The 14,082-nt window shown below is 41.3% G+C and carries 11 protein-coding genes; 4 read left to right on the top strand and 7 right to left on the bottom strand.

The genetic code is table 11. From position 1 onward, the window contains the following. Window positions 1-46: 46 nt before the first annotated feature. On the top strand, window positions 47-439 hold the full coding sequence (locus tag HUO09_RS10935; RefSeq protein ID WP_167412044.1) for a transporter: 393 nt from the start codon (window positions 47-49) through the stop codon (window positions 437-439). 87 nt (window positions 440-526) lie between these two features. Here the strand turns inward: HUO09_RS10935 and HUO09_RS10930 are convergent, their stop codons facing one another. Both HUO09_RS10930 and HUO09_RS10925 read right to left on the bottom strand, forming a co-directional pair. Further along, window positions 527-1,630, bottom strand: coding sequence for a phosphoribosylaminoimidazolesuccinocarboxamide synthase (locus HUO09_RS10930; RefSeq protein WP_188234003.1), 1,104 nt, complete (start codon window positions 1,628-1,630; stop codon window positions 527-529). A gap of 324 nt (window positions 1,631-1,954) precedes the next feature. After that, on the bottom strand, window positions 1,955-2,374 hold the full coding sequence (locus HUO09_RS10925; protein ID WP_223159394.1) for a hypothetical protein: 420 nt from the start codon (window positions 2,372-2,374) through the stop codon (window positions 1,955-1,957). A gap of 418 nt (window positions 2,375-2,792) precedes the next feature. On the opposite strand from HUO09_RS10925, the gene HUO09_RS10920 reads away from it, so the two are divergent. Further along, window positions 2,793-4,760: a GGDEF domain-containing protein gene (locus HUO09_RS10920; RefSeq protein ID WP_188234002.1), complete on the top strand. Its 1,968-nt coding sequence runs from the start codon at window positions 2,793-2,795 to the stop codon at window positions 4,758-4,760. A gap of 22 nt (window positions 4,761-4,782) precedes the next feature. Then, window positions 4,783-6,759: a GGDEF domain-containing protein gene (locus HUO09_RS10915; RefSeq protein ID WP_188234001.1), complete on the top strand. Its 1,977-nt coding sequence runs from the start codon at window positions 4,783-4,785 to the stop codon at window positions 6,757-6,759. 27 nt (window positions 6,760-6,786) lie between these two features. Here HUO09_RS10915 and HUO09_RS10910 read toward each other — a convergent pair whose 3' ends face one another. The 5 genes from HUO09_RS10910 to HUO09_RS10890 all read right to left on the bottom strand — a co-directional run bounded on the left by HUO09_RS10910 (window position 6,787) and on the right by HUO09_RS10890 (window position 10,758). After that, window positions 6,787-6,975 (bottom strand): hypothetical protein, encoded by a 189-nt coding sequence (locus tag HUO09_RS10910; RefSeq protein WP_188234000.1) that lies wholly within the window; start codon window positions 6,973-6,975, stop codon window positions 6,787-6,789. A gap of 215 nt (window positions 6,976-7,190) precedes the next feature. After that, window positions 7,191-8,204, bottom strand: a complete 1,014-nt coding sequence (locus HUO09_RS10905) for a J domain-containing protein (RefSeq protein WP_188233999.1) — start codon at window positions 8,202-8,204, stop codon at window positions 7,191-7,193. Between the two features lie 287 nt (window positions 8,205-8,491). Then, a complete protein-coding gene (locus HUO09_RS10900; RefSeq protein WP_167412012.1) occupies window positions 8,492-9,160 on the bottom strand; it encodes an OmpA family protein in 669 nt (222 codons plus the stop codon). A gap of 116 nt (window positions 9,161-9,276) precedes the next feature. Then, the gene (locus tag HUO09_RS10895; RefSeq protein ID WP_167412043.1) at window positions 9,277-9,960 is read right to left on the bottom strand and encodes a DUF2786 domain-containing protein; all 684 of its coding nucleotides are present in this window, start codon (window positions 9,958-9,960) and stop codon (window positions 9,277-9,279) included. Window positions 9,961-10,080: 120 nt separating this feature from the next. Then, the gene (locus HUO09_RS10890) at window positions 10,081-10,758 is read right to left on the bottom strand and encodes a DUF3334 family protein (protein WP_167412011.1); all 678 of its coding nucleotides are present in this window, start codon (window positions 10,756-10,758) and stop codon (window positions 10,081-10,083) included. Between the two features lie 258 nt (window positions 10,759-11,016). Between HUO09_RS10890 and HUO09_RS10885 the strand changes: the two genes are divergently transcribed. Then, entirely contained in the window at window positions 11,017-14,058 is a 3,042-nt protein-coding gene (locus HUO09_RS10885; protein ID WP_188233998.1) for an FAD-binding and (Fe-S)-binding domain-containing protein, read from the top strand. The last annotated feature ends 24 nt before the right edge of the window (window positions 14,059-14,082 follow it).

Genomic DNA, 14,082 nt, shown 5'->3' with positions numbered 1-14,082 from the left:
TATAAAGTTAGGGATGTCTAATATTGATAACACTGTGTTGCCAATTATGTCGGGGAACAGAATGGATAAACCACAACGAATTTGCGCAGTGTTTGATTACACCACTTTTTTAGGAACCTCAAGTTCCAAGAAATGGACCTTTTCTGAAGCGCTGAAATCGTTTGCTCCGGTTTTTGGTACTGTCTGGAATGAATCGGTAAAAGAAAGAATGAGTCCTGAAGATAGGCTTTGGGAAATAGCGTTAAAGCGTTTATCAAGTAACCACAGCGATGAGTCAAATCTTATTGAACTGGTGAAGTTAGCGAAACGCGAAGGAATTGAAGAAATTAAGCTTGTGATGCCATATGCATTGGATGAACAACAGCTTGAGTCTATCCAATCTCACTGTGAAGCTCATATTAAAGCGGGAAAGCAAGACGAATTTATTATCACTCTGTGATGTTTTATTCAGAAATGAAAAGGGCGCTTAACTAAATAGTTTCTTTTGGAAACTGGTAGTTAAACGCCCTTTTTACTGAGCAGAAGATTAATCAATCAGACCATATTGCCCGTCTAGAATCTGGATGATTTCCTGCTTAGGATTATCACTTAGCTCAATTTTATGGCCGACAACTTTCTCTGCAATACCCAAGTAAGTGCGTGAAATATCCATTAGTGCTTCTAGTGGCAGGGCATTGTCACGTGCCAGTGCTTCGCGCTCAGGCATACGCTCTTTGTTAAGTAGGATATCCGGGTCAGGGAAGTAGTTTAATAGGAACTGACGGAAGCCTTCTTTCGAGTTCTCAACGATGTTGCCCTGTAAGTACTGTGCTTCATCCCAAATACGAGATGAGTCTGGAGTACCCACTTCATCCATGTAGATCAGTTTTTCTGCGCCGTTAGCATCGGTTACGTAACCAAATTCAAATTTGGTGTCTACAAAGATCTGGCCGATTTCTTTCAGCGCTTGGCTAATCACACTAAAGCCTTCTTTCAGAAGTTTTTCGTACAGTGCAATATCTTCCGCTTTGCTGAAATTGAATGCTGCGAAGTTGTCTTCGATATTTTTACGAGTGATGTTCACATCGTCTGCTTCAGGAACGCCAGGAATGCCTTTTAGAATACCTTTTGTTGAAGGTGTCATTAGCAGTTCAGGAAGAGCTTTGTCTTTTTCTAAACCTTCAGGAAGTTCAATACCGCAGAACTCACGTTCGCCTTTTGCGTATGCACGCCACATGGAGCCCGTGATGTATTGACGACAAATGGCTTCAATCTTAATTGGCTTGGCTTTTTGAACAATCCACACAAATGGGTGTGGGATATCCAGAATATGGCTATCCGCAAGACCGTTGTCTTTAAAAAGTTTGAACCAATGATTTGAGATAGCATTAAGTGCCGCGCCTTTACCCGGAACCCCTGCAATGCCGCCTTCAGCATGCCAGATACAATCGAACGCAGAGATACGGTCGCTAATTACCATGATGGCAAGTGGGGCATCTTCAGCGACGTCATAGCCTTTCTCTTTGATAAGGCGACGGCTGTCTTCTTCAGTTAGCCAGTACACAGAGCGAACTTTACCGCTATGAACAGGCTGATGGGTACGAATTGGGAGATCGTCATTGACGGCAAGAACTTGGTCAGCAAGGCTCATGGAGACATTCCTATCTTATTTCAAACGTCATATACCCGTTACTTATAAACTGTCGCAGTGGCAGCCTTAAGAGATGAGGGTATAGAAAGAAGATATCTAAGCACGGTGAGATATCAATTACTGCGCGCATCATACCAGAACTATTTTATGTCGCCATATAAAAAGCAAACGTTTGCTTAAATATCTTTTTGTTCGTAGACATGGTGTAAAAATAGAGTCATAGAAACATGCACAAAATGAAATGCTAGAGAGTGGGGGATGCAAAGCATTCAGGAAATAGAAGAAAAAGCCCTCTCATGGAGAGGGCAAAAGCAGTGATAGAAATTAGTGAAATTGTGGTGATGTTGGTTCTAAGAAAAATACTTCACAGCGATATTCTGTTGCCATTTGCTTGAGTAGTTTTTGGCTGACAATATCGATGTTCCCAGAAGCAACGACGGCACTCGCGTTACCAGATTGAATGGCTTTCATCACAATGGTGATTTCTGATTGTGACTGTGATGGCTTCATATGAAGAATTCTACTGCAATGTATTTGGTGTGCTGATAGCTCGTGGTATTGAGGACGTGGGCATTCACCAGTAAATAGGATCCACTGTTTGTGCTGGGATAGACGCGAAAGGCGAACTAACATATCTGCGGCTTGTGTCGCGGAATATGAGTGCCCACACGTTGGATTGCCAAAATGAGTTACGTTTGATTCAACACCGAATGATTTGTTAACTACCAATTCACTATTAAGCATAACACTGTCCTTTTATACATGCTGTATGTGTATACAGTAGTATTAAACCAAATACTGATCAAGAAGAAATTGATATTTTTGTGGGAAATTTGAGCAAAAATTATAGTTAGATATCTAATTCATTGATAAATGATAAAAAACCGTAGGCATATTCGCCGATTTCAGAGCGCGGATTCATTTCAAGTTTTATTGAGGAACGTTAGATTTTTGGTCTTATACAGCCTATACAGCATTGGTTGCGGGAATACTTTCTGAATCAAGAAGTTGGGTCAGAGACTATTCAGCGGTTTTATATGCTTTAGGGTTATATTTCCCAGAGTCATCAAGATTTAGAGAATTTTCCTACGAGAGCCTCTATAGGCTGGTCTGCCTTGTATCCATTAAACTCTCTGTTGTATTCATTAAGTCGAAGTCGCGAATGAAAGTTCTCCAGTATTTTTACCGCATTATCATTTTTCTATGCTTATTGGTTCGTCTAGTAGGTAATGCTGTTGCTGCTGACGAATCGACTTATAGTATTGCCATCAGCACTGATGATGTTATATCCGAAACGATATTGGAAAGAGTAGCTCAGGAGCTGTCGATAAAGTTTGATCTTATTCGTTTTGCAGAATATGCACCAAGGTTAGATTCCGTTGTTACAGGTGAGATTGATTTTGCTATCGGTGTTACCTATACAAAAGAACGTGCAAAGAAGCTGATATTTTCAGAACCAACTAACATTGAATACACTTATCTTTTCAGTTTAGGCAAAACCAATATTAGGGATATTTCAACATTAGCTATTCCCAGTGGAACAGTGTTCGCTGAGTTAATGCTAACTCATAATCCTAATCTTAAGATCGTAAAATACACAAATATCGCTCAAGCAAAAGAGTGGCTTGAGAATGGCACAGTCGAAGGAGTCATTGATTCGGCTGTGCAGTTGAGATTTATGGCATTAGCCGGTATGAACGCCCAATTACTCAATTACCAGTTTCCACTAAAACCAGTCTCTTTAGTGACAGCTAAACCCGAAAATGTCGAACTTCTACGAAAAATCGAACAGCGAATACACCACCCAGATTTTCAACGCCTTATTCGAACAACCGCTGAAAATTACCAATTCAACGTTCAACGCCAAGCATTGAGAAAAAGAGTGCTGCTGAGTGACGTTGACATCAATCGCCCCTTCAAAGTGGCTGTCGAGGACTACCGTCGCTATGGTGTACAAAATGACAACGGAAAGGTTATAGGCATCGCCGCTGAAGTGATGATTGAAGCTTGCCTGTTGATGCGTATTGAGTGTGATGTTAAAGCCGCTAAAGAAAGTGATTGGCAATCTCGGTATGAAAACTTACTCAGTGGAGAAATTGATATCCTATCTCCTATAGCGTTGGTATCTGGTCGGGAAGAACAAGTTCATTTGAGTGAAAGTTTTTATACTAATGAACTTATCGTTGTAAAACGCAATGGTTATAAAGATGGGGTATATCGCTCTGTTTCTGAACTTATATCTGAACGTATTGGCGTGATTCAAGACGGAATGACGGAAGCCATTCTTCACCGTAGGCTTCCGCACAAGTCTTTTCACGCTTTTACGACCGCGACAGAGCAACTACAAGCGCTTTTGGCTAACGAAATTGACTATATTGCCATGTCACGTCTGTCGTATAACGAACTTGTTCGCGATGCTCGAACAATTTTTCCAATCATAGAAGATGACACCATTGGCACTTTCTTTAGCTATGGAATCGGTATCGCTTTTAAAAGAAATAGCGAAGGTGGAAAACTTGCTGAACTCTTCAATGAAGCTATTCGACTTATCGATATGGATAGCATAATAAAAAAATACGATTACCAACCAGACTGGCAACTAACTCTACTAAGCCAAAAAAGGTTCACAAATCAGAGTCAACAGCTGTTTTTAGTGATAACGCTTGCATTGATTTTACTTTCATTTATTTGGCATAAACAATCGATTACAGATAGCCTAACCAAACTGAAAAATCGCTTGGCTTTGTATAAAAAATATAAACACGGTTTGTATCCTGAACAGGTGTTGGTCTATTTCGATGTGAACAAATTTAAAACGATAAATGATACTTACGGTCATGCAGTTGGAGACGAGGTACTAAAGAAAATAGCTGAAAATATACGTTTCTACTGGAACTGCGACAGCTATCGTATAGGTGGCGACGAATTCATTTTAATCGGCCAAATCCGCGAAAAAGATATTGAGCAAAAGTTATCAAATATTGGTTGTTTTGAATTTACTGATATATACAGTCGAAAATTCAATGTGACAATTTCTTATGGTTATTATTTATCTAAGGGCGATAATTTGTCTATCGATGATTGTATTCATATCGCCGACACTCAAATGTATAAAGCCAAGATGGCTTAATTATGGAAAGTTGGGGTGGTCGATGTATAAATTTCGATGCTTTATTTTACTTATTGTCTCCTTATTTTCATTCGGAGTTCTGGCAAATAATGAAACGAGCTATTTGGTCGGAACCGAACATGAAGATATTATAACAAAGATACTGTTTGATTCTGTATCTAAGAAAAATAATATAAAATTTGAATACATAGAATTTGACAATTTCTCTGAAGCATTAGAGGCGGTTGAACGAGGCTATGTCGATTTCCTATCTAACGTGACATATACACAAGAAAGAACCAAAGATTTAGATTTTTCTCTACCTATTGGTATTGAATACATTTACATTTTTACCATAGGCAAGGCAGATATTGATAATATCTCCATTCTTGCTGTTCCTGAAAATACCACAATAAAGAGTACCATTGCGGAAGGTTTTCCGGATTTGGAATTTATTGAATATCGGAATATTGACGACGCAATAGCTATGTTGAACTCCCATCAAGTCGATGGGGTGGTTGACGGTATGAATCAGTTAGAAAAAATGATGTTGTCTGGCTTTGATGCGTATTTATTTAATGATCACATATCGTTGTACCCGGTATCAGTTGTTACACCAAAAGGCAAAAATCAGGATTTGTTAGGTCTTATTGAAGACCATGCTCACACGCCAAGTTTTCAAAAATTGTCGCGAGAATCCGTTGATAACTACCAATTGTCTGTACGAAAACAGGCTCTGCGTAAGCAAGTTATTCAAAGCGGATTGGATGTAAGAGAGCCTATTAAAATAAAACTCGAAAACATGGTATTGTTTGCCAACTATCAATTTGACGGCAGTGTCGATGGCATCGCAGCTGAAATTTTGTTTCAAGCCTGCAATGTACTTCAGCTTGACTGTCAGCTAGTCAGCCAAGCTGATGAATCTTGGGCTAGCATGTATACCAGCTTAGTTGACCACTCTATTGATGTATTGTCACCTCTCGCGATTACTGATAAGCGCAAAGAACTGTTCTTTTTCAGTGATGGCTATTACAGTCCAGAAGCGATACTGGCAAAACGAAAAAATTATAAAGACGGTGTGTATCACTCTATTTCTGAAATGTTTATCGAAAAAATAGGTGTGATAGAAGGTAACTTCTTAGCTTCACTGCTAAATGAAATGCTGCCTGAGAAAAAATTTGTCTACTATAAGACACAAAATGACTTACTTAATGGTTTATTGACTAATGAAGTAGACTACATTGCAATAATTAGAGCTACATTCAACCACAAATTGCGTTATTCTAAAAACATTCTACCTATTGTCGAAGATAAAGATGTCGGTGCATTTTATTCTTATGAGTTGGGCTTCGGGTTTCAGAAAAACGAAAAGGGGAGAATATTGTCTGATTTATTTTCCAAAGCGATTAATTTAATTAATGTTGAAACTATAATAAAAAAATATGATTTTCCACCAGATTGGTATACAACGATACAAACTCAAAAGAAAATAAGTAGAAATACTATTGTTAGATTTCTGTTTATTATTTCTATCTTGGTTTGTGTGGTGTTTGTTTTTCATCGTCGCTCAATTACCGATGAGTTAACACGATTAAGAAATAGACTGGCGCTTTATAAGAAATATGGCAATCAATTCCCTAAGAGAAAAGTTCTTGTTTACTTGGACATTAACAAATTCAAGCAGATTAACGACTGCTATGGTCATAATGTTGGCGATAAGGTTTTGAAACAGCTAAGTACGAACATCAAACGCTTTTGGAAAGGAGAAGCGTACCGTATCGGTGGGGATGAGTTTGTGTTGGTCGCGAGTGTTGATGCACAACGGGCGCAGAAAATGCTCGATAACATCAGACAGTTTACATTTTATAACAGTATTACAGAAACTGAGTTGTTGGTGAGTGTTTCAATGGGGATGGTTAATGATCTAGAGAAAAACCTTCCCCTCGATGATGCGCTGAATCTCGCTGATCAATCTATGTATGAATCTAAACACAGGTTTCGAACCACAAATAGAAATTAATCACTTATGAGTTAATTACTTATAAAACTATAGGGAGTGCGTTTGTTGTCGCTCCCTCACCGCTTGCTCTGCGATATTGAATTGTCTTACATCCATACGTGCAAAGTCATTACAACGGTCACAAGAGTGATGGGCTTTACCATCTACATATTCGTGCTTAGTCAGTAGTAAACTCGGTCTTTTACACCAGTCACACACGCCTCCAATAGTAAACATTTCTTCTCCTTACTGATAATTAAAAGGTCTTCACCTCAGTCTCTTCGAAAAAATGAGAGCGAGCTGAAAAGCTTCCTAGCTAGGCGCCAAATTTGCGCGGATTATGCCACAGTAAAGTGAATTAAGTTAATAAAATGTTGTAATAATGAGAGTGTTATCGATTGCAAAATGTAAGTATTTAAAAGGATGAGGATGTTGATGGCTTCCATTTGTAACTAATTGTTAACTTTATTTAGGATGGTTTTGAGAGCGCCATTTAAGCGCTTCATCTCTTCGTCGCTACCTTTCATATCTGGATGGTAGATCTTGGATAATTGCTTATAGCGAACCTTAATGGCTTTCTCATCAGGCAGTTGACTTGGATGATAGCCAAATACTGAGCAGGCGAGTTGAAACTTCTGATCTTGGTTTGAACTCGCTTGGTTTTTTTGTGACCGTTTTAACTCCTGATAAAGAATTTCGAGTTGTCTTTTTTGCTTTTTAATAACGGCGGTATGATCTGCGAGCTTTTGCTCTAGCTGTTGTTGCTCGGTTAATTGGTCTGACGCAGATGTCTCAAGTTTTTGTCTTTTTTTGCGCTGATAGAGTGAGGCCACAAGCATTAGCAGAGCAATCGATGCCAGTATCACAACATAGGCCCAATTCAGTTTGTTTAAGTCTAAATCGGATGGTGTAGTCAATGTCTCTTGCTGAGAAGCTGCCTCGTTGTTGAGCTGGTCAATCGCTGAGACTTGTTTTGCTCTTTGTTGGTTAAACTTATCTTCCAATATCTGAGCGTAAGCTTGTTCTGCTTCAGGAAGTGATTCGGCGGCTGTACGGAACCAAATTTCTGCCATCTGCTGCGAAGTAGGGGCGTTTTTCAATGTCTGATATAGCTTTCCTAGCTCATATTGCGCCTTAGTATCCCCTTGCGTCGCCAGTTGGGTTAGCCAGTAAATGCCTTCCGCAGTATTTAATTCAGTACCTAGACCCTGTAAATACATCTTTGCCAGTTGATGCATCGCCTGAGATTGTTTTTTTTCGGAAGCTTGCTGAAACCAGTAGAAGGCTTCGTTTAAATCTTGCGGAGTGCCTTCACTTTTTTGATAGTGAAGGGCTAACTGATATTGAGCGGCAGCATCGTTATTGCTGGCTCTTTGCTTTAGTTCAGCGATTTGAGCACTGGCCGTATCTGCATAAGAAGAGAAAGCCCAGCAGAGTGAAATAAGTCCAATAATCAGTCGATTCAAGATGACCTTCCGTGTTCTACTTCAGAGAATATACTCTTCCTACTTGATGCTGCAGCGGTGTTGTCGACGTTCGTTCACCCCAATCACATAATTTATCTATGCTCATGGGGATTCACTCACTTGTCGCCTACCTGCAACTCCAAGTAGTTCGAGTATAATCCCAGCCTTATAGCTGGGATTTAAACTAAGTCTATCTTAACGTTAGTCGCTAGCGAGTTAAACGGAGTTAACTTTTGAAGTCAACCAAACTCCGTTTTTTGCGGTATTGGACTTTTCTGTAAAAAGGCTTATTTCAACGGAAGAATTTGGATTTCTACTCGACGGTTACATGAACGACCTTGCGCAGTGCTGTTTGAGCAAAGCGGGTAACGCTCACCGTTGCCGCGGGCAACCGCTCGACCAGTAGCAACACCTTGCGAAATTAGGAATGAACGAACAGATTCAGCACGGCGTTCAGATAAAATTTGGTTAGTGTTATCACTGCCGGTGCTATCAGTGTGGCCATCAATCACAAGGCTGGTATCAGGATATTCAACAAGAATACGAGCAACACCACGTAAGGTGTTATGAATGCTTGAATCAAGTTGGTAAGAGTTGGTAGAGAAACCGATACCGTTTTCCAGACGAAGAAGCAGTTGGTTTTCGCCTACACGTTCAACTTGTACGCCTGAGTTTAATAGTTCTTTGCGAAGCGCTGCTTCTTGTTGGTCAAAGTAGTAACCAACGCCACCACCGACAGCAGCGCCGCCTGCAGCGCCAATAAGTGCGTATTTGCGACGTTCTTTGGCGTCATCACCAGTCGCTAAACCTGCGGCTGCACCTGCTAGAGCACCGAGCAAAGCACCTTTGGTTGCAGAGTTAGTTTCTGTTTCACCGGTTGTCGCGTTTTGGCGTTGAGTTGCCTGACAACCAGATAATGCAATTGCCACTGCTAGGGCTAATGTGATTTTTTTCAAGGTATCTACTCCATGTCTTATTTTTTCCGCATGCATCAGACGAAATTCGAAGCAGAAGATCAACTAGGAAAAGTCTGATTTAACGTAGGGCTGACGAAAAACTTTAAATGAAAGGTCTACTTCAATAGTTTAGGTGCTTGAGCACCATTTATCGGACGATTGACAGAAACTCTGCGACCTTTCTTTAAGCCCACTTCATAATCCGCAGTCAGGTTTTTCATTGCTTCACGCAGCTGTTGCTTGAACGTTTCGCGGTCAACGTTCTTAAATTCTTTATCAATGTAATCGTTGATTTTGTTTGCAGAGTCTTCATCCGGCGAGATGACAGGCAGTTTTTCCAACGCACCTTCAATCCATCCAGAAACAAAAGAGCTAACGCGTCTGTTTACTTCTAGTGAAGAAGTTCCACTTCCAGCAAAACTATTGCGGAACTGTCCTGTATGTTCGTTCATTTCTCTGTAAACAATATCAAAAGCAAAAGCAGCAAAAATAGCTCTATCGGCTTCACCGATAAACTCTACACGCTTTAAACCTTTGTGATTGATAAGTACAGCTTCGACGCCAAACTTAGTATTGATACCACGAATGATGCGTAAAATACCCGAGCTGATAGAGGCGGGTAGCAAGTGGCTAGACTGTGTTTTACCCAGTTTAATGAATTCAATATCATCTTTATCAAGACCATATTTCAGCATTAAACGGTGCGCCATTTTTATGGCATTGGCAGCTTCGTTTACGTTTGCTGAGTTTCCAAGCTCTAAACACTTGGCAATTTTTTTCAGGGCTTTCTTTTTATCAATCGACATTCAAAAACTTTAGGGTCTGTTGACCTAGTACCGAGATTAGAAAAGTCCGATATTTTAACGTTTTTGCAGCATTAGGGGAAGGGAAGATGCCACCTTTGTCGGTGGCAACTAATACTATAAGCCTAGCTCGTCCAACAGATCTGACGCGACGTCATCTTCTTGTTTGCTCTCTTTCTTGGTTGTCATGCTTTTTTGTGCACTTTCAAGAATGTCATCTGGGCTTTCATCTTCGTCCATTTCAAAATCTTCAAGTTGGATAAATTCAGTTTTGTCCATGGCGAGTTCAAGATAGAAAATATTGTTTTTCTCAGTAGAGAAGGTGACTCGTCTTACTTGAGGCCTGTCTAGGTTGGTATCAACAGACAAAATTACCTGCTTGTTCAAAGACAACATTTTTGGTTGGTTCTGGGTGATGTTGGTTTGTAGCTCTTTGCGGATCTTGTTAGTGAAGTCACCAACTAACTGATTCATTAACTCGCCCAAAACATCACCTACTTCATCGGAGGTGTGCAAAATAGCCAGTTCTTCTTCTGGCATGCCCATGCTGCGCATGTAGTTTGTGTAGACCTCAAGGGCTGCTTTCGCAGTGAAGTTGATAACAACTAATCCTGAAAAGCCGCCATCAAAAAGCACAAAACAACCAAAATCTGGTTTAAGGGATGTTTTGTTGATTTTCTGAACCATGGCTGAATAGCCGATGTTGGAACTGGTTGCGGAAGTCAGAACTGAAGAGACGGATTGACACAGCTTTAGCAAGATATCTTCCGTGGTTACGATTTTGTTTTTTCTCATGGTGTATCCGTAAAGGCCAATCGGCCTTGGTAATGCATAACAACTTTTTAGTCCAGCTTTTTGGCAAACGTTTGCACAGCTGTAACTTTATGTTTTCAAGCGAAACGAAATTGAACAGTTAGAAAAATGGATTTGATTCGCTCTGTCAACGAGATTCTGATTTGATCACCTTTTCAAATGTTGTAAAGTGACCGAATTCATATAATTAACCTATAAACCCATAGCTGATTGGATCAGCGACTTACGGGCAGGAAGCAAATGTTACCAAGACTTCACTTTCAATCTGATGTCGATCCGGTTGTATTAACGTTTTTACATGAACTAGAAGCTGCTGGTTTTACCGGCGATATCGAAACTCAATATTCTAGCCGTTTGGCAGTAGCCACTGATAACAGTGTATACCAACAACTTCCACAAGCAGTGATTTTGCCTAAATCCACAGAAGATGTGGCTTTAATCGGTAAGATGAGTGCTAAACCTGAATTTGAAAGAGTGACTTTTTCCCCACGTGGTGGCGGCACAGGTACTAACGGTCAGGCTCTGACTAAAGGTATCGTGGTCGATCTTTCTCGTTACATGAATCAGATTCTTGAAATCAATGCTGAAGAAGGCTGGGTTCGTGTACAAAGTGGTGTGATTAAAGATCAACTCAATGATGCTGTTCGTCCTTACGGCTTTTTCTTCTCTCCCGATCTTTCCACCAGTAACCGCGCAACGATAGGCGGTATGGTCAACACTGATGCCTCCGGTCAGGGTTCATTGAAATACGGTAAAACCTCTGATCACGTATTGTCTTTGCAAGCGGTTTTCGCCGATGGTTCGATTCTTGAAACCGACATGTCACACGGCACGCCAGATGAAGGTAATTACGCTTATCAAGCGATGCAGGTGACGGAAGCGGTATGTCGTGACAAGCGCCAGCAGATTGTCGATAAGTTTCCTCCTCTTAACCGTTTCCTCACTGGTTATGACTTGAAAAATGCTATTGATGAAGTAACGGGAGAGTTCAATATCACTCGTGTTCTTTGTGGTGCGGAAGGCTCATTGGCGTTCATTACTGAAGCTAAACTTAACCTGACGCCTATTCCTAAAGCACGTACTTTAGTGAATGTGAAATACGACAGCTTTGATTCTGCCTTACGTAATGCACCTCTCATGGTCGAAGCGAATGCCTTATCTGTTGAAACGGTAGATTCTAAAGTTCTCAACCTTGCCAAAGAAGATATCGTCTGGCACAGCGTTAGTGACCTTATCACGGACGTTCCGGGCAAAGAGATGCAAGGCATCAATATTGTTGAGTTTGCAGACCAAGACGAAGCAACGGTAAATGCGTTGGTTGCCAAATTAACGGCAAGCCTTGATGAAGCTTTAGCCAATCACCAAGCGGGGATTATCGGCTACCAAGTGTGTACCGATTTAGCCAGTATCAACCGCATCTACAACATGCGTAAAAAAGCGGTGGGTCTGTTGGGTGCAGCCAAAGGGCGTGCTAAACCCGTCCCCTTTACTGAAGATACCTGTGTTCCGCCTGAAAACTTAGCCGATTTCATTGCTGAATTTAGAGAGTTGCTGGATTCAAAACAACTTGCCTTTGGGATGTTCGGTCACGTAGATGCAGGTGTATTGCACGTTCGCCCAGCCTTGGATCTGTGCGATCCGAAACAAGAGCTAATGATGCACGAAATTTCGGATGAAGTGGTTAAGCTGGTGGCGAAATATGGCGGTTTGATGTGGGGTGAACACGGTAAAGGTTTCCGCTCTGAGTACGGCCCTGAATTCTTTGGCGAAGAGCTCTTTACCGAACTCCGCCGTGTAAAAGAAGCCTTCGATCCGCACAATAAGATGAACCCGGGCAAAATCTGTACGCCGCTCAACACCAATTTTGAACTGGTTAAAGTGTCAGACAAAAAACGTGGCTATTACGATCGTCAAATCGATGTCCAAGTGCGTGACAGCTTTAAACAAGCGATGGAATGTAATGGTAACGGCTTGTGTTTCAACTACGAAACCAGCTCTCCAATGTGTCCGTCCATGAAAGTCACTGCAGATCGTCGTCACTCGCCGAAAGGTCGTGCGGGACTCGTACGTGAATGGTTACGTCAGCTTACCGAGCAGGGTATTGATATTCTGGATTTAGAAAATCAAACGCTGACTAAGACGGCCACCATCAAAACTATGATTGACCGTATTCGTAACCGCATCAACCAACGTCATGAATATGACTTCTCCCACGAAGTGTATGAAGCGATGAATGGCTGTTTGGCGTGTAAAGCGTGTGCAAGTCAGTGTCCGATCAAAGTTGATGTTCCTAGCTTCCGTTCGCGTTTCTTAAATATCTATCACTCACGTTATCAACGTCCGGTTAAAGACTATTTGGTGGCAAATATCGAAACCATGTTGCCGCTAATGGGCAAAGCACCGAAGTTGGTCAATGGTGTGCTGGAGCAGAAATGGGTTCAGAGCCTAACCGCGAAAACGGTAGGGTATGTGGATGCTCCTTTGCTAACCATACCCACTTTGGCTCAGCGTACTCGTCGTCACCCAGTGGCGAACTTTGATATGCAGTATTTAGCTGGCATATCAAAAGATGAGCGTGAGCAACATGTCATCATCGTTCAAGATCCATTCACCAGTTATTACGATGCTGAAGTGGTAGAAGACTTTATCGCATTAGCAATTAAACTGGGTAAGAAGCCGGTGTTGTTACCGTTCAAGCCAAACGGTAAAGCACAGCACATCAAAGGCTTCTTGAAGCAGTTTAAAGCAACGGCAGAAAGTACAGCAGCCTTCCTAGAGAAGGTGGCGGATCTTGATATTCCTATGGTCGGTGTAGATCCCGCTTTGGTGCTTTGTTATCGCGATGAATACGCTGAAGTGCTTGGTGACAAACGTGGCGATTTCTCTGTGCTCACGGTTCATGAATGGATGAAACCGCGTCTGTCAGAGTTTGTAGCGACTTCTGAAAGTAAAAACGGTGAAGCGTGGTATTTACTGGCACACTGTACTGAAAAAACCAAATTACCGAATGCCGAAAAGGAATGGGGAGAAATCTTCGCTCACTTTGGTGGGGTACTGCAAACCGTACCGGTTGGATGTTGTGGTATGGCCGGTACGTTTGGACATGAGCTTGATAAGCTACAAATGTCGAAAGACATTTACGGACTAAGCTGGAAACCAAGTTTAGAAAAGCTACCAAAAGAACGCTGCTTGATTACCGGCTACTCTTGCCGTAGTCAGGTAAAACGTTTTGAGCACATTAAGCCTAAACATCCGTTACAAGCGTTATTAGAGTTACTCTGAATAAGTTAAAGCGTTAAGCCCGAC

The organism is Vibrio sp. Y2-5 (assembly GCF_014596725.1).
In the GTDB taxonomy this organism is placed as follows: domain Bacteria; phylum Pseudomonadota; class Gammaproteobacteria; order Enterobacterales; family Vibrionaceae; genus Vibrio.
Note: the sequence above shows the minus strand (reverse complement) of the source record. Positions and strands in the feature narration are given on the sequence as shown.

What these genes read in the sequence shown, in the direction of transcription:
- HUO09_RS10935 (WP_167412044.1), top strand. Translation starts at nt 47, where the DNA reads ATGTCGGGGAACAGAATGGATAAACCACAACGAATTTGCGCAGTGTTT.
- HUO09_RS10930 (WP_188234003.1), bottom strand. Translation starts at nt 1,630, where the DNA reads ATGAGCCTTGCTGACCAAGTTCTTGCCGTCAATGACGATCTCCCAATT.
- HUO09_RS10925 (WP_223159394.1), bottom strand. Translation starts at nt 2,374, where the DNA reads ATGCTTAATAGTGAATTGGTAGTTAACAAATCATTCGGTGTTGAATCA.
- HUO09_RS10920 (WP_188234002.1), top strand. Translation starts at nt 2,793, where the DNA reads ATGAAAGTTCTCCAGTATTTTTACCGCATTATCATTTTTCTATGCTTA.
- HUO09_RS10915 (WP_188234001.1), top strand. Translation starts at nt 4,783, where the DNA reads ATGTATAAATTTCGATGCTTTATTTTACTTATTGTCTCCTTATTTTCA.
- HUO09_RS10910 (WP_188234000.1), bottom strand. Translation starts at nt 6,975, where the DNA reads ATGTTTACTATTGGAGGCGTGTGTGACTGGTGTAAAAGACCGAGTTTA.
- HUO09_RS10890 (WP_167412011.1), bottom strand. Translation starts at nt 10,758, where the DNA reads ATGAGAAAAAACAAAATCGTAACCACGGAAGATATCTTGCTAAAGCTG.
- HUO09_RS10885 (WP_188233998.1), top strand. Translation starts at nt 11,017, where the DNA reads ATGTTACCAAGACTTCACTTTCAATCTGATGTCGATCCGGTTGTATTA.